7 protein-coding genes are annotated in these 17704 nt (G+C 58.2%); 5 read left to right on the forward strand and 2 right to left on the reverse strand.

The features are described from left to right. Positions 1–35: 35 nt before the first annotated feature. Positions 36–4508, reverse strand: coding sequence for a hypothetical protein (locus tag BUB69_RS29180; RefSeq protein WP_245825300.1), 4473 nt, complete (start codon positions 4506–4508; stop codon positions 36–38). Positions 4509–4861: 353 nt separating this feature from the next. Next, on the reverse strand, positions 4862–6661 hold the full coding sequence (locus tag BUB69_RS18980; RefSeq protein ID WP_073169421.1) for a hypothetical protein: 1800 nt from the start codon (positions 6659–6661) through the stop codon (positions 4862–4864). Positions 6662–6939: 278 nt separating this feature from the next. Here BUB69_RS18980 and BUB69_RS18985 point away from each other — a divergent pair, with 278 nt between their 5' ends. The 5 genes from BUB69_RS18985 to BUB69_RS19005 all read left to right on the forward strand — a co-directional run bounded on the left by BUB69_RS18985 (position 6940) and on the right by BUB69_RS19005 (position 17696). Continuing rightward, entirely contained in the window at positions 6940–12132 is a 5193-nt protein-coding gene (locus BUB69_RS18985) for an RHS repeat domain-containing protein (RefSeq protein ID WP_245825301.1), read from the forward strand. 424 nt (positions 12133–12556) lie between these two features. Next, positions 12557–13108: a fimbrial protein gene (locus BUB69_RS18990; protein WP_073169425.1), complete on the forward strand. Its 552-nt coding sequence runs from the start codon at positions 12557–12559 to the stop codon at positions 13106–13108. Between the two features lie 109 nt (positions 13109–13217). After that, on the forward strand, positions 13218–13973 hold the full coding sequence (locus BUB69_RS18995; RefSeq protein ID WP_073169427.1) for a fimbrial biogenesis chaperone: 756 nt from the start codon (positions 13218–13220) through the stop codon (positions 13971–13973). 37 nt (positions 13974–14010) lie between these two features. Then, the gene (locus BUB69_RS19000) at positions 14011–16530 is read left to right on the forward strand and encodes a fimbria/pilus outer membrane usher protein (protein WP_073169429.1); all 2520 of its coding nucleotides are present in this window, start codon (positions 14011–14013) and stop codon (positions 16528–16530) included. 80 nt (positions 16531–16610) lie between these two features. Continuing rightward, on the forward strand, positions 16611–17696 hold the full coding sequence (locus BUB69_RS19005) for a fimbrial protein (protein WP_245825302.1): 1086 nt from the start codon (positions 16611–16613) through the stop codon (positions 17694–17696). Positions 17697–17704: the final 8 nt, after the last annotated feature.

Here is a 17704-nt window from a genome sequence, read left to right on the forward strand (position 1 = left end):
TGATACCGATATGTTCAACCTGACTTGCGTTCTGTTCAGTGTGATCCGTTTCCTTCAATCTGACGTGTCGGAGGCGACGCGTTGAGGGGCAACGGCAAAATGATATGCCCCTCCATCGTCCCGAGTAACGGGTGGACCACCGCCGCGAAAATCAATACAAAGCGCTGCTCTGTTTGCGCCTCGGCGGTGTAAAGACCGTTGCCATCGATAGCACCTGGACCGTTCAGAGCGATCGACCAGGCAACGGTCTGGGGTTTGTTGTTGAACTCTGCCTGAAGCTGAAGCTGGCCCGACGACGTTGCAGAACCGACGATGCGGATGCTCAGCGCCGGGTCCTTCAGCCGCACCAGTACCCAGGCCGATGCGCTGGCCTGCGCACCGGCCACTTCGATTTCGTCCAGCACATAGGTTTCGGGGGAGTTTTCGATCGCCCTCGCTGTGTAAGTCTGATCGCTGTCCGGCAGCGAGCTGGGTTGCAGCTCGCCGCTCTTACCCTCCACTGGATTCTTGATCGACCACACCAGGTCCGTCCCGCCCAATCCACCGCCAGCCAGTTCAACCGATTTCCCCCCATCGCAGACCTGAATCAGCGGGTTAACGGTCAATGGGTTGGCCAGCACGGTGACCAGTGCCGAGCTGCGGTGGTCGGACGTAGTAGCCGTGACTCTGACCCGCGTGAACGCTTCGGCAAATGCACCCGCCTCCGGGGCGTAGTACTTGCCGGCCCCACTGATAGCACCGAAATCCTCGGAGTCGCCATGCAGGTCTTCGATGCTCCAGGCCACCTTGATGCCTGGCGGATCGGTGGCAAATGTAAAAGAGGTATCGACTCCCATCACGTGTTCAAGCGGGCTGATCGCAAAATGCGTCATGACAGGGTTGACCGCGCCAAACGCGGCAATATCACGGGGTGCACGTAACGCCTCTGTCACAATGGCCTGGCTGAAGTTGAGGCTGATACTTTCACGGACAAATGAACTCACCGAAATGCTGGCACTGAGTTTTTGCTGTAGCAGTGCTTCTAGCCGTGGCGCGACCCGATCTTGATCCCACGAGGGAATAGCCGTAGTTATAAACCCTATTAACGCGCCTATGCCTAAACTGGGCGTCGGCAATTGGTCCTCAATATCCAGCCCTCCGTGTGTGAAGGTGACATTCAAACTCGGCTTGATGACCAGGTCATTGTTTTCGTCCAGAAACTCGTACGTACAGGTCACATCGACCGTAGTACTTTTGACCGCACTAAATTGTGGGAAAGTAGAACCTTCCAGGTTCACGATAGCCCCCTCGATGGCTTCGGCCTTCCAGGTCAACTTAACGCTGCTGTCACCCTCCAGCTTCATCGACATCGGAGTCAAGCCTTTGACATCGAACCGCGCCCCCGTCCTCCAGACATGAGGTGTCACCCATGTGTCGTCGACCCACTGCCTGTGCATTTCTTTAAAAGACTCCGCAATATCGATGTTGCCTTGTTTCGCAACGGCCTCCGTGACCCTTCCCGTGGCATCCTGGGTGTACGTAAACTGCGCGCCGGTGATCAGTCGCGACACTGCTGCCACTAACGTCTCGATTAACGGCAGCGCCTTACGCAACTGGGCGCCCTCGAACAACACCGTGGCTGAATAGTGCTTGGCCGCGTCGTCCGGAATCAGATACCGGTATTCGGCGGGCACGTCTCCGCCCTCCTGACTGCCTTCCAGGCGAATGAAAACCAGCATGGCACCGTCGCCGTGGCTCACCGCACGGGTATCGCGCGAAGCCTGGGGATCTGCCTGCGTGCGCAACTTGAACGATTGAGCCCGCAGTAACTGGTCGCTGCCCTTCTGAATGACGCCCAACGTCCAGATGCGCTGTTGATCCGGAAGCGTGTTGAAAAGATCCTTGAAAAAATCACCGCCCAGTTTCCGTTCACGTTCTGTGTGGGCGAAGGTCAGAATGAAATTATCGCTGTGCTTCAAATCAAGTCGCACCCGGCCATCGCCTTCGACGATGCCGGGGACCTCGTCCAGGCTCAGATCGAGTATCAGCCTGGGTCCTTGCAGAGGATCAATACAGATCAGCTTTTCAACCTCCCAAATGTCGACGTCCTTGTACTGGGTGAGTTGCGTTCCACCCAGCATTGCACAGGTCAATGTTGCGTGTGAGCGGCCTAAATCATCATTGATAAAAGCCAGACGGGGTGCGTCGAGAATGAAGTGATCAAGGACTTCCTTCCACGTGTTTTCAACGGTCTGGACCTCGCCGCTGATCGGGGGCAGATACGTGTCCGACGAAAACCGATGGATGTACTCCTGCAGCAGCAAGGTGTTGAGCTTGCCGCGCGCGAGGGCAGCAATAGCCCCCCAGCCCCACATGACGTTATTGCCGGGGTTCTTCATCCAGGTGACGATGCTTTCCAGCGAGTTGCCTGCAAACGCCACGGGTGCACTTGCCGCCGCGGCTGGCGTGTCTGGGGATGAAAGGTATCGACGGCTTGCAGGCGCTGCCATCAGCGCCAGCTCTTGCGGGTACTGCCGTAACGGCAACGGCAGGATAATGTGCCCTTCAAGCTTGTCCAGAATGGGATCTGTAAACGTGGCAAAGACCAGCACGAAAGGCGCTTGCGCAACCTCAGGCTCGGTATAGAGACCGTCGGCGTCAATGGACCCTGTACCCTCCAGCGGTAGCGTCCAGTCTGCTTCTAACACGACGCCGTTGATGAGCGCCTGCAGCTGGATGCGCCCTGCCGACACATCGGGGTTCGCCAGGGGCTTGACTGTCAGGCCTGGCCGGTGGTTTACCACAAGGACCCATGCCGAGCGGCTGCCAAGCGCATTGGTAATGTTTACTTCATCCAGCACATAGGTGGTGCCGGCTACCGGAGGGCTTGCGACGTACGTATGATCGCCATCGGGCAACGTGCTGGGTCTGAGCGTGCCGCCCTGCCCTGGCACGGTAGGCCGCACCGACCATTGCAAGGGCTCGGCGCTCAGGGTCTGCGCCGCCAGCTCGACCGTTCCATTCGCGTCACAGAGTTGAATGACGGGGCCGACGCTGAGCTTGTTGGCTACCACGGTCACCAGCGCAGCGCTGACATGACCGGTTGCACTGTGCGTGGCAACCACTCGAACGCGCACACCTGTGCCCGTGATCGAGCCGACCGTAGGGGCCTGATACAAACCGGAACTTTTGTTGATACTTCCGATGCCCTCTGCGCTGCCGTGCAGGCTTTCCAGCGACCAGACCAGCCCCTGCACGTCTGGCGTGACGCTGAAGGGCTGGCTGCTGCCAGCGGCGATGACGGGCTGCAGCGGACTGACGACAAAATGATCCAGGGCGGGATGAATACGGCCAAATACAGCCACATCACGAGGAAAATGAAGGCTGTCGCTTTCGATGATCTGGTCAAGGCCCAGCTTGATATTTTTACCCAGAAAACGTTCAGTGCCCTGGCGGGCGGGCAGTGTTTCTTCGAGTACAGGGTCGAGACTACGGCTGACATTTTCCAGCAACATCGTTTGGTACGTCACCGTTACGGCCCTGATGATGATCTCGATGAGGAGCTTGATCAGCTCAGACCAGCCTGACTTTTGATCTGAACCCGGAACAACATCAAAGTAGGATTTTTCGACTTTATAGGCGGTTCTGTGCCACTCCAGACCGCTGAGTTCATAAGTCGCCTCCAGTGCAAGGCCCAATTCAAAGGGGAAAGGAACGGTGATTTCGTCGGTCTTATAACTCACTGTGACGGGCGACCTGACGGCCCAGCTGATCGTCACTTTCTGAGCGGCGACATTGAATTCGACCGGTTGTCCGGGATCGGCCCTGAGTTCCATCTCATGAACGGTGATGAAAATGATTTCACCTGTCTCAGGGTCTGTTTCCTCAAACGTCAAAGGCGGCACGGTCAGCTTTCCGGACGTCAGCCTCGCTTGCGATATGGCCCCCGCTGCATCGTACTGAAAGGAAAACTCAGGGTCGTCGAAGCTGTTGGCGATGTGCATCAGCAGTCCCTTGGGCATCACCTGACCATCAAACAGCACGGTCGCCGAGTAGTTCTTGCCGGCATCATCGGGAATGAAATACGGGTAACCGGGTGGAATGGTGCTGCCGACTGCCTGCCCCTGCATGCTGATGCAGACCAGAATGGCCCCGTCATCGGCCGCCGAGTGACTTGCCCCAGGCGCGGCCTGAGCCCGGAGAATAAAGGCTTGCGGCCTCATCAGGCCGGTGGCTTCGCCCTCTTGCGCTTCAAGCCTGCCCAATACGAAAACCCGTTGCGCCTGCGGAAGATCGGTGAACGCTTTCTTGAAGATATCCCCGATCAACCGTTGCTCGTCTTCTGTTCCTGCCTGGGTGAGCCTGAACTCATCACTGTGCTGCAGATCGAGCATGACGCGCCCATCGACATCCACCTGCCCGGGTGCCTTGTTCAGGTTTACATCCAGCAGTAACCTTGGGCCCAGTAAAGGGTTGGCCTCCTTGATGGTGCGGACCTGCCAGTTGCCCGAGTTGAGCGTCAGGGTCATCCAGGTTCCGCCCAGGACGGTACAGCTCAAGGTCGCATGATCAGTGTCCAGATCAGCGTTTTCGAACGACAACCGCGGTGCATCCAGTACAAAACCGTGAATGGCGTCTCGCTGTTTGCCCGCGATGGTATCCACTGAACCGTCAACAGACGGTAACCAGGCGTTCTCGGTCAGGCGGGCAATACAATGCTGAGCCAACAGGTCATTGACCTGCTTTCTGCTCAGAATCGCGATAGCGCCCCAGCCTTGCATGACGTTGTTCTGCGCCAGCCTCATCCAGGCCAGCAGGCTTTCCAGTGAGTTGCCATCCATGGCAAACGCTCCTTGCTATTAAGTAGATAAGCTTGATCAAATCAGTCGGTGACGTCGAAGTTGACAGACGGGAAGGCCACATAACTGGCCCCGTCATCGAAGCTCACTTCGACGGTCAGGCTGTGGACTTTCGAAGGGGTTGAGCCCACTCTGTCCAACTCTGCCAAAAACACTTTTGGAAAGATCACCGACACTGTTTTGGCCGCAAGCTCGGCTGCGGTAACAGGCTCTGCAGCACCCGTGCGCAGATCGAACCGTCGAGTCGCGCCCTCTGCGAGGCAACTTGCCCTGATGCGTACACGTTGCCCCTGTGCCATGTAAATCCATCCCGCCAGGTCCAGGCCGGCCCCCTCGTCGGACACCATGGCAAGCGATAGCACTGCATCCGTGGCCTTTGGACGCATGAATTGAATGAGCGGCCAGCCATCTTTGATGCCTCTGACTTCCAGGTCATAAACCCATGAGGTACCAGGCAGCCCCGTGGTGGGGGTGACCTTGTAATACACGTCCACACGCTTATCCATATTGGCGGGCACGGCGGCAGGCGGAATAAAAAACAGATTTGGATTGCTGTCCGAGGGATCGGCGATAAAGCTCCCGGTACTGCCATGGCCATCCCAGTGCATTTGCACCTGAGAACCCGGGCCAATGGAAGCATCGTGCGGAATCCGGACAGTCACGCCTTTGTCCAGCGTCACAGCAAAGATATGCCCCTTGACGTTTTCACCGTCAGAGCTGTCGAAGCGGGCTTCATCGATATCAGGAGCCGGCAGATTGAGGGGACTGCTCAAAATGACCTCGCGCGGCAAAGAGCTCCCCGCGGCACCGGGTCGAGCGTACTGATACATCAGCTCGATTTCCTTGCCCTCATTGTCCTTCAGCCAGTCGTAGGCGAGCCTGAACTCCAACACACCGCTGTCGAGCGTCGAAAGGTCAGCGCGCAGCGACTTCACCACCCGGTCTTCGCTGGTGACGTACACCACAATGTCGTCATGGATCTGAAGGCCGGGGTAAGGTTCCACCAGCAGCCTGAGACCGTCCGGGTAGGCGTCTGGATCCAGTGAACCGCCATTGAAATCCTTGATAGTCAACGCAGGCAACAGAGGGGTTGTGGGACTGACGACGTAGAACGTCTGAACAGGCGACTGTGTCTTGGGCGATAACGTGGGATCGGCGTATTCAATGCTGTAGCTTATCTCGACGAAACCGTCCTCGATTATCAGCAGTTCGGTGGGATCGATGTGCCACTCCAGGGGCGCTCCCACCTGTTTCTCCGATACGGTTTGAGCAAGTGTCAGGCTGGGCAACGACGAATCTGGATCAAAATAACGATCGAGGGTCAGCGTCACCTTGTCTCCTGCGCGCATGGCCTGATAGGGCAACGTCACGATCAGAATCTGACGTTTGATATTCAGCATATCCGGGTCAAGATAAAGACCCTGAGATTCCTTGCACTGCGCCACAGCCAGACCTTGCAATGCGTCCAGACGCTTGCCCACAAAAAAGAACGTGCGCAAGGACTCCTGCACGCCGTCAGGCAGGCTGCCGTCCACCAGACGGTAGGAATAGAACACCCAGCCCTGGTCGAGCGCCTTGAGCAGCGCATTGTCGATCCTCACCGGCATGCCTTCGGGTAGCGGGTCGATCACATCGACCAGGTCGTCAAAGAAATCCACCACTTCACCGTTGGCAGCGCAGCCTCGCCAATTGGGATAGAAAGTGTCGCCGTCCTGGACACCCGGGATATAGGTCAACAGCGAATCTGCACCTAACTGGTCAAGGTCAATGTAGTTCTGCGGCTGCTTTAAATCCGGAACCGTCGGTGGTAAACCCCTTCTCATAACGATCGCTCCTGCGACGCTTGACGTTCGAAGTGCTCGTGTTGACAGCCAGAGTCAAGGCTGCCGATAAAGCGTTTTTACGTCAGCTCGATACATCTGCCTACTCGCACACCTGCTAGGTTTGCAGGCCGCGCCGGGATGTTAGGGTTGGCCATGACCCTCAGCGCTCAAGGCGTCCGTCATGGCGCGGCATGAAGGGTCTCGATGACCCGGCGCATGGATTGCACAATCATCAACATCGGTGCGCTGTCTCGTTCCCTATCAGCGAGGTCCGCCCCATGACAACTTCCACCTCAGTACACTCCAACGCACTCAACTTCATGAGTTGCCTGAAAAGCGGCGTTGACCCGCGAACCGGGCTGTACAGTATTTCCATCAACATGCCCGAAGTGCAGAGCAACGGATTGCGGGGGCCGGGGATTGGACTGGGACTTGCCTACAGCCAGCTCAATACGCTGGATAACGGCTACGGCCTGGGCTGGAGCCTGCAACTGTCCAGTTACGACCTGGGCACTCACATACTGTCGCTGGGCACGGGCGAAACCTTCTGCATTGACGGCACGGGCAGTGCTGACAACCGCCTGCGTACCCGCAGCACACGAAGCACACGAAGCACACGCCATACCAAGCGTACGCGGCACACCAAACGTACCCGTCACTCCCGCTACACCAAGAGCACCCGTTACGCCAAACGCACGCGCTACACCCGCTACATCGACAACATCGCCGCCGCAGAGATCCCGCTGACGATGTCGGAAAAGAAGCTGGACACGTTTCACTTCTATAAGCAGAGCGAGACCTCTTTTCGCATCGCCCACAAATCCGGGCTGGTGGAAATCCTTCAGGTGCACAGCAGTGGCACACGACGCGTGGCCTGGCCGGTGCAGATCATCGCGCCCTCAGGCCACAGCATCAAACTCAAGCACACGCCGTTCAACAACTCGCTATTCATGCTCGAATCCATCACCGATGATGAGGGTCAGACCCTGCTGAACATCGCACGCAGCAGCACCTCGGTCAAAGTGGGGCTCCTGCCAACGACCGATAGCAGTCTGTCGGCGACGTTCATCCTGTCGCTGGCTACTGCCGACAAGCGTGTCAGTCGCATCACGCTGCCCACTGAAAACAACGCTTCATGGCAGTTCGAATACGAATACAAAACCGATGAATTTTTGTGCATCAAGCATGTACGGACTCCGACGGGCGCCACTGAAGACATTCTTTACACTGACACCGGCCATGAATTTCCCGTCAGCGCCAATCGCAAGCCGATACCGAGAGTGACCCGACACATCACCACGCCGGGTTTCTCTCAACACACGATCGACGTGCGCTACACCTACAAGGATCGTCAGCAGCGCTCACGCAACTTTCTGGGCGCGGGCTTGAACATCTATTGGGAAGATAACGGCCTGGACAACCTGTTCAAATATATCGATGAATATGACTATGTCTGCACCGAAAGCCTGTGGGTTGACGACAAGGCAGTGCGCAGCATCGAACGAACGTTCAATCGCTTTCATTTGCAGACACTGGAAGTCACCACTCAGAACAACAACAGCAAGACCGTGCAGACGAGTTATTACATCCAGCCCCGCGTAAAGTACGCCATGCAACCCGCCTATTGCCTGTTGCCCAAAGAGGTCACGACGACCTGGACAGAACAGAACCCGTCCAGCCCGGAGCTCACCCGCAGTCGCAGCGAAACCTCCAGCAAGACCTATGACCCACACGGCAACCTGCTGGTCCATATCCGTGCAGACGGGATCCGGGAGACCAGCACCTGGTACCCCGCTGAAGGCGAAGACGGTTGCCCTGCGAGCCCGGAGGGTTTTATCGACAAGTTGAAAGACAAGACCACCACACCCGCAGCTTCGTCGCAGAACACAGCGCAGATCGTGTGCACGCGCTATCGCTACACAGCGTTGCCGGCGCTCACCAGACAGCTTGACGACGAGTTCCAGATGCCTGACTGGATCGTGGCTGAGGGCGAGACAACGGTGGAGCTTGACGCCGACGGCGTCGACAGCGAGCCGGCGCTGCAACAGATTCAACTCAAGCATGTCAACCAACCCGGCGACCGCGCTCAGCACGGGCAGATCCAGTCCCGAACCCAGACCCTGGGCGGCCACTCCATCGTCACGGCGTATACCTACAGCACGCTCATCAGCCCGGAGCTGAACGTACCAGTGCAACAGATCGTCGAACACGTGAGCACCGGGTTTGACAACGTCAGCAAGACCGTTCTGCGCCAGCTCTCTACATTGACTTCGCACGAGCTGCTGGTGCGTGAAGACGGCGTCGAGACGCGCAAGGTCTATGACACGCTCAACCGGCTGACCCTTGAAACGGTCGCACCGGGCACCCCCTTCGAAGCCCGTCGTCAGTACCAGTATTTCCTGTGTGCCAACCAGGGAGAGCAGGCCGAACAGGTGCTGACCAACGCCCGCGGCGTCTTGACCCGTACACGAATGGATGGGCTGGGGCGCGCGATCCATGAGGAGCAGAGCCACCTGAACAGTAACGACCCGTTCGCCATGCAGCAGATCTTCGCGGCTGCCTACGACAAATGGAACAACCTTGAGCAAGAGACCACCTTTGACTGGCTGGGCGATGACCTGCCGCCTCTTGCACTGACACGCAGCTTCGCCTACGACGACTGGAACCAGCGCTGCTGCATCACAGGTGTGGACGGTGTACGGAGCTACCGGATCGTCGACCCCATTGGCAACGAAGCACACAACAATCCTGTTCAGCGCAGCTGGATTGCAAGCGCAGGACCCACTCCCCTCGTCAGCCACCGCAGTGAGATCTGGTTGAACCTGTTCAACAAGCCGGACCGGATCATCGATCGGGACGAAGCCGGCAACGAACTGGGCAAGCGCAGCTTTTTATATGACGGGCTGGGCCGCTGCACGCAGCAGACCGACGAGCTTCAGCACAAGACGCAGTTCAGTTACGACGCCTGGTCACGGATGATCACCACCATCCTGCCTGACACCAGTATGGTGCGCCGTGACTATGCGCAGCACAGCAGCGCGGAACTGCCGGTGTCCCTGGAAGTGGCGCACCCCGACGGCGTCACCAGAACCGTGGCAGGCACGCAAGCATTCGACGGACTGGAGCGCATGACCGAAACACGCGTGGGAACGCGCACAGAACAGTACACCTACGAGGGAGGCCAAAAGCAGGCCAGCACGCTGACGATGGCCAATGGCGAGACCATCACCTACCGCTACAACCTGGCGCTTACGGACCAGATTGTATCCAGCGTCAGTACGGTTGCTGGCGAAAGTTCCGAGTTCGACTATGACGCTGTCAGCGCTCGCCTGACGCGCACCCGGAACGCTCAGGGCACGCGTGTTTATGATTACGACGTTCTCAACCGCTTGCGTGAAGAAACCTGGACTGATCATCAGGGCAAGCCCTGGAAAACGGCTCATCAGACATCGCTGCAGGGTCGGCAGCTCAAACGCACCGAGCACCAGCAGGACAATCAGCCTGCACTTGAAACGGTGTTTAAGTATGACGCACAAGGCCGGGTCGAAAGGATTCAGCAGGGCAGCCTCGAGGCGTCCTTCGAATACAACGGCCTGAGCCAGATGCAGCGTATGGTCGCGCAAGACCACGCAGCCAATACTGCCCTGACCACGTCGCTCAAATACGACAGCCAGGGTCGGGAAGTGCTGCGAACCCAGTCCATGAATGAACAGCACCAACGCACCCTTGAACAGGTATGGCAAGCGGACGGACTGCTGGAAAGCCGGCACTTGAAACAGGCCGATACCAGCCTGCTGCAAGAACTGTTCAGCTACGACACCCGTGGTCGCCTGACGAACCACAGGTGTTCAGGCAGCACGCTGCCGCGCGACGCCTTGGGACGGCAAATCGTCAGTCAGTTATTCACCTTCGACGCGCTGGACAATATCACGCTTGCCAAGACCAGCTTTCCCGACTCAAGCGAGTTAGCAAATTTCCACTACGCCAGCGACGACCCGTGCCGACTGTCGAGTATCAGTTACAGTCCGGCCAGAGCCACACCCGATCCAGTCTTCACCTACGATGCGAACGGCAATCTGCTCAATGATGAACGCGGGCAACGACTGGATTACGACAGTCAGAATCGCCTGCTGAGTGTCACGCCTGCTGAAGGTCAGCCCCTCAGTACGTACCGTTATGACAGCCACGATAATCTGGTCGCATCCCGTCATGGCGACGACGAAACACTGCGGTTCTATCAGGGACATCAGTTGAGTTCGAGTGTCCTGAATGGAACATACACACGATACCTGTACGTCGGTGAAGAGCCGCTGGCCCAGCAAACCGAGGGTGAGGGTAATGACGATGAATGCGTGCTGCTGCTGACCGACGCGAGCAGAAGCGTATCCGGCGAATTTCAGCGCGACAAACTTCGCACAGCGGTCTACAACGCCTATGGCGAACAGCACGCTGATGAGCCGTTGCTGTGCACGCTTGGGTTCAACGGCGAAGCGCGTGAGCCGGGCAGTGGCTGGTATCTGCTGGGCAGGGGCTATCGAGCGTACAACCCCTGCCTGATGCGCTTCCATTCCCCTGACTATCTCAGCCCCTTCGGCTCCGGTGGCGTCAACCCCTACGTCTACTGCCTGGGCAATCCGATCGCCCTGCGCGACCCCACTGGTCACGACGCCAGCAGCCAGAGTGGCCGGTTGCGGCGGCCGGATGAGGATCAGTATCCAGCCGAAAAGGGAGGCGCCGGCTGGGAGGCATGGCTGGGGGTCGCGGTCAGTGTGTTTGTCACTGCGATAGGCATCGCGTTTACCGTGGGTACGCTTGGCGCTGCCGCCCCGATCACCGGCCCCGTCACGGTTGCGGGGATTACGATGACAGCGTCTACAGCGACGACAGTCGCTACCGTCGCCGCTACAGCGACGGTTGTGGGTACAGGACTGAGCATCATTTCGACGAGCGCTCAATTCTACGCCGTTGCTGCGAACGACGCGACCGCCTTACAGGTGTCGATGTGGACCGGCTACGCAGCGATACCTCTGGATTTTGGCGGTTTAATTCTTTTGAGCACGATCCGGTCTGCTGCAGCCGCAGCCAGGGCCACGGCGTCTCAGAGCACAAGATCGAGCATTGTGTCAGTGACCTCGGGGTTATCCGACGCCGGTGACGACCCGTTCAGAACCGTAGCCAAACTCAGCGAAGCACCCCAAATACCCAGAACCGCATTGAAACCCGGCGTCGTGACGGCTGGCGCGTCCGCGTTACGCAAGCCTGGTGCCCAGGCAGCCAGACCTGCCGGCGGCAGCGCGGTGCCCCATACGCCAACCCTGCAGAGCGCCCCGAACGCCAGTGCGCCAGTGACCCGAAGCGCTGCGCCGGCTACTGGTTTCGACAGCACGAAAGCAGAGCTGACAGGCGTTATGGCAACACCATCAAATGCCAAGCCAGGCGCTTATGAATTAAATATGCTGGTGAGGGCGTAGAGCTGTAGCCGGATGACTTCCGCCGACAGGAAAAATGCTTTGTCGGCGGAAGCATCAAATGGCTTGCGTCTGCAAACGTGCAGGTAGGCCACACAACGCCTGAATGGCAGCTTATATTTGACGCTTTCCAAAGCATGTAACAGTTCATGTCCAAAGTTGCTCCCAAAGCGACTTCAAAACCCATCCATAAAGCAGTATCTATTTCTCACTGCCAGCCATTCGCACACCCTTAGTTTAAATAGGATCTTTCCTACAAACTACGTCACCGAAAAACCCAACTTTACTCTATGTCAGAGACGAAACCTGGATTTAAACTTCTGCCCGTCATGACAACAGCGCATACCATTAAAATAATGAAACAAAGATTCACATAAATATCTTGTAACTCATAAATTTTGTAACTTAAACCGCATAAGGTCTTACTTTGAAAACGACTCTATCTGCATTTGCACTGGCCCTGACTGCCGCACTGACAGGCACCTCAGCTTTCGCCAACACCGGCACCATCAACTTCGAGGGGCAAATCACCAGCAGCACCTGCCCCATCGAAGTGGTCAACCCCGGGGATGGCTCGGTCGGCAACCTGGTAAAAATGGGCAGCATCGAAGCCAGCCGTTTTACCAAGGTCGGTCAGGAGTACAGTGGCAAGCGGTTTGCCTTGCGCTTGAACGACACAGGCACCTGCGGCCTGACCGGCACCGGCGACGTGGCCACCGTCACCTTCAACGGAGCGTCCGACGCATCTGGCGACTACTTCGCCGTCACCCCTACCGCCGATGGTGCCACGGGCGTGGCAATCGTCATCAAGGACCATACCGGTAAATCCATCGAGCCAGGGGGCACCTCTGCAGCGTATCCGCTGGTCGAGGACGGCATCACCGACATGGCATTCGCCGCTTACTACCGCTCGACTGCAGCGGCAGTCACTGCCGGTGTTGCATCGGCAGACGTGCAGTTTGTCGTAGCCGTGAACTGAAACGTCCATTCGCCCGCTTCTAGTGCAATGGTCCACGCGCCATTCACCGCAAGCGTCTGCATGCACCCGGCCCTTTGCCAAGGGCCGGGTGCACAAGGTAAGTACCCTCATGATCAGCGCAACCCGTCAACCTTTCTCCATCAGGCATGCACTGGGTATCGGAACCGCCCTACTCATGCTTGCCGCTGCCGTGCCCACTGCCCAGGCCGCGTTGACCGTCAATATGACCCGCGTTGTGTTCAACAGCGACAAACGCAACGCATCGGTCATCATCTCCAACCCCAGCGACCGAACGTTCGCGGTCCAGACCTGGGTCAACACTGTGGCTGACGACACCACCAGCCTGGTGCCTTTTGCATCTTCGCCGCCCCTGTTTCGCCTCAATCCGGGCAAGGAACAACAAGTGCAGATCAACGGTTTGCCCAATGACTTGCCGGATGATCGGGAATCGTTGTTCTTTTTCAATGTTCAGGAAATTCCCCAGGCAGACAATACGCAAAGCAACGTTCTGAACATCGCACTGCGTACGCGGCTGAAACTGTTCTATCGTCCCGCCCAGTTGAAAGACAACCCCATGTCGCGCCTCAAGGACCTGCAATGGACGGTGAAACAAGTTGCTGGCAAGACGCAGCTTGTAGCAACAAATCCTGGCCCCTTTCATGTGTCGTTTATTCGCCTTGAAGTCATAGGCAATGGCAGGACCGAAAAACTCCAACAAGCCGCCATGCTGGGTCCGTTCACCTCTCAGAGCTATGACCTGAGCGACATGAAAGCCACAACGGATCTGCAGGTCGTGTTTTCCGCCATCAACGATTACGGCGGCTACAGCACCGCGCTGACTGCCCAGGCCACGCTGGCACCTTAAAAAAGCCTCGACCGGTTTCTTTCCCAGGACATTGAACATGCCCCTATTACCCGACCCCGGGCTCATACCGGTGCGCCTGCGTTTCATGCATTTGATGATCGTTTGCAGCAGCGGCGCCCTGATTCTGAAAAGCACTCCGGCCATGGCCTCACCACCCACCGCCTTTCAGTCCGGCTTTCTGCGCCAGGGATCCGCCTATTCAGACGATGCCGCGATCAGAGCGCTGGATCTGCTTTCGAATGCCGAGGACGTTGCTCCAGGCGATCACTGGGTCGAAATCCAGATCAATATGCGTTACTTCGGCCAACGAAATATCCGCTTTGAGCTCGACCCGCAACACCAACGCCTGCTGCCCTGCCTGTCCAGAGAACTGCTGGAGCAAATGGGCCTGCGCACCGAGAGTCTCGCCGACGGGTCCGGGCTGCAGGAACGCTGTGTCGATCTGTTGCAGACAGTGCCTGGATCTCAGATCGAGTTTGATGGCAGCCAACTGCACCTGGCGATTTCGATTCCGCAAATCGCCATGCGCCGTGATGCGATAGGCCGCACAGATCCAGCGCTTTGGGATTACGGCATCAACGCAGCGTTCTTCAGCTATCAGGCCTCAGCCCAACAGAGCACCGGTCGTGCAATGGGCAGACGCAACAGCGCAGACCTGTATCTCAATACCGGGATCAACCTGGGTGCGTGGCGGCTGCGCAGCAATCAGAGCATGCGTCACGACGAAGAAGGCCGTCGCGAATGGACGAGAGCCTATGCCTACGCACAACGCGATATCCCAGGCGCTCATGCGAACCTCACCCTGGGCGAAACCTACACCAGCGGGGACGTTTTCCGGAGTCTGCCGATCAAGGGGGCGCTAATCAGAACGGATCAGGAAATGCTCCCCGACACCTTGCAAGGCTATGCGCCTGTGGTGCGTGGCGTCGCGCACAGCAGGGCCAAACTTGAAGTGTTGCAGAACGGCTATCCGATCTATTCCACATACGTCAGCGCCGGCCCCTACGAGATCGATGACCTGACCACTGCGGGCAATGGCGAACTCGAAATCGTGCTGACCGAGGCCGATGGTCAGGTCCGACGCTTCATTCAACCCTACGCCACTATCAACAACCTGTTGCGCGAAGGCGTCTGGAAATACAGCGCCGCACTGGGCCGTTACAACGGCCTCGATGCTACCGAACAACCCTGGCTGTGGCAGGGCACGCTGGCCTTGGGCACGGGTTGGAACTCAACGCTTTACTCAGGCCTGATGGCGAGCGGTTTCTACCGTGCTACAGCGCTGGGCGTGTCCAGGGACATGGGCTCTCTGGGCGCTTTGGCCTTCGACCTGACGCATTCGAACGCAGAGATCGACAAGCCCGGGCAACGTAGTGTGCAGGGCTTGAGTCATGCCCTCAAGTACGGAAAGGCATTCGCGACCAACACCAACCTGCGTTTCGCCGGTTATCGCTATTCCACCGAGGGCTACAGAGACTTTGATGAAGCGGTGCGCCAGCGCAGCGACGACAGTACGTTCAGGGGCAGTCGCCGGAGCCGTCTGGAAGCTTCAATTCATCAACGCCTCGGTACGCGCAGCAGCGTCAGCCTGACGCTGTCACAGCAGGATTACTGGAACAGCGACCGCGAACAGCGGCAGTTTCAATTCAACGTCAATACCCAGCACGCAGGCGTTAACTACAACCTCTACGCCTCTCAATCACTGAGCGATGGCCGCAGCCGCGAGAGCAGTCGGCAGGTCGGACTCAGCGTGTCCATGCCCCTCGACTTCGGGCACTCAAGCAACGTCACGTTCGACCTGCAGAACAGCGCCAACCGTCAAAGCCAGCGCGCCAGCCTGAGCGGCAGCCTGGACGACAACCGGCTGAGTTATCGCACCAGCCTGAGCAACGACAACGGCCAGCAACAAAGTGCGGGCGTTGCGATCGGTTACCAGACGGCATTCGGCGGTATCGGCGCAGGGCTGACGCAAGGCAGCGATTACCGAAGCGCGTCGATCACTGCCAATGGGGCCGTACTGCTGCATGACGACGGCATTGAGCTGGGCCCCAACCTTGGCGATACCATCGCGCTGGTACAAGTACCCGAAACAGCAGACGTAGGCATCATGAATGCGACGGGCGTCAAGACAGACCGCCGCGGCTACGCGCTGGTGCCTTATCTGCGTCCGTATCGGTACAACCAGATCGCTCTGCAGACCAACGAACTGGGACCGGAAGTGGAGATTGATAACGGCAGCGCTCAAGTGCTTCCCGCCCGAGGCGCAGTGGTCAAAACCACCTTTGCAGCACGCAAGGTCACACGGTTGATCCTCCATGCACGTACCCGCGATGGTCAAATGCTGCCCTTCGGTGCCCAGGTCAGCGACGCGCAGGGCAACCTGATGGGGATCACCGGTCAGGGAGGACAGATCGTGCTTTCGACCGGCATGCACCCGCAAATCCTTGACGTACGCTGGGGCCAGGAGGTCGAGCCACAGTGCCGACTGCACATCGATCCTGCCCGGATGCCCCTGAATAAAGGCTATCGAGTGCAGTCGCTGATGTGCAGCCCATGAAAGCAGGTACGACGCACGCGCGCCGCCCACCCAGAGAAACCCGCATGAATAAAGTAACGAACCGCCTGGCTTCAGGCCTCATGGCCATCGCCGTCAGCCAGAGCGCGACCGCCCTGGCAGCGGTGAAGGCACCTACCCCGACCAATGACTGTTTCTGGATTTCCAGTCCGGGAATCAAGGACTTTCGTCGCGATGTCGGCACGCTGTACGTCGCCAGAGACGCACGGATCGGGAGCGTTATCGGCACCGTCGACATGAACGCACGTACGACCGATCTGGCCGGGCTTGAAGCGGCTTGCACCAATGACGGAACCGCACTGCTCGAGTTTAACGCGGTCGCGACAGCGCCGGTTTTTCCGGGCATCGTGGACCCGATCAATGGCGAAGACGTGACCGGCAAGATCATACAGACCAATATTCCAGGCGTCGGTATAAGGGTCAAACTGGGCTTTCCGTACATGGCACCAGCGGTATGTGCCAATTGCTTTGTACCCGTGGACGGCGACCCTAGCGTGCCCTACCTCGCGCTCAACGATCATCAGAAAATGCTCACCTCGCTTCAGATAACGCATTTGACCAATCGCGTTACCTTGATCAAGACCGGACCGATTCCCAGCGGCCCCCAAGTGCTGGATGGCAGCGAGCTGTGGTCCGCGAGCGTGACGACCCTTGGCAGGATCATGCGCTACGCAGTGGTCGGCACCGTGATTCAGGCCCAGTGCAGCGTCGGCGCAAATCCGGTCAGTGCCGATCCGGTAAAGCTGGGTGAGTGGGATACAACAGACTTCACCGGGCCGGGCTTCACCACTCCCCCGGTGCCCTTCAGCATTGCACTGAGCAACTGCGAAACGGACACCCGTGCAGGGTTTGTCGCCACGGCCCATATCCAGCTCGATGGGGTGAAAGGCTCGACGCCGATAGGACCGCCCGACAGTGGCGTGTTCAGCCTGACCAGCGATTCGAGCGCCCAGGGACTGGGCATCCAGATTCTCAAGGCCGACGCCGTAACCCCCATGGAACTGCAGACCGAAGTCCCCCTGACGGCCATCACGCCAGGGGATATCGTGTTGAATTTCAACGCCCGGTTCTACCAGACAGGCCCCAGTAGCGCCGTCCGGCCGGGCCTGGCAAAGGGAGCGCTCAGCTTCACGATGACCTACAAATAGCACCGGTT

Origin of the sequence: Pseudomonas asturiensis (assembly GCF_900143095.1) — a bacterium.
Taxonomy (GTDB): Bacteria; Pseudomonadota; Gammaproteobacteria; order Pseudomonadales; family Pseudomonadaceae; genus Aquipseudomonas; species Aquipseudomonas asturiensis.

Excerpts from the sequence above, each read along its gene's own strand:
- BUB69_RS19005 (WP_245825302.1), top strand. The coding sequence starts at position 16,611 with ATGGCCATCGCCGTCAGCCAGAGCGCGACCGCCCTGGCAGCGGTGAAG.
- BUB69_RS18985 (WP_245825301.1), top strand. The coding sequence starts at position 6,940 with ATGACAACTTCCACCTCAGTACACTCCAACGCACTCAACTTCATGAGT.
- BUB69_RS29180 (WP_245825300.1), bottom strand. The coding sequence starts at position 4,508 with ATGACCCTGACGCTCAACTCGGGCAACTGGCAGGTCCGCACCATCAAG.
- BUB69_RS18980 (WP_073169421.1), bottom strand. The coding sequence starts at position 6,661 with ATGAGAAGGGGTTTACCACCGACGGTTCCGGATTTAAAGCAGCCGCAG.
- BUB69_RS19000 (WP_073169429.1), top strand. The coding sequence starts at position 14,011 with ATGCCCCTATTACCCGACCCCGGGCTCATACCGGTGCGCCTGCGTTTC.
- BUB69_RS18995 (WP_073169427.1), top strand. The coding sequence starts at position 13,218 with ATGATCAGCGCAACCCGTCAACCTTTCTCCATCAGGCATGCACTGGGT.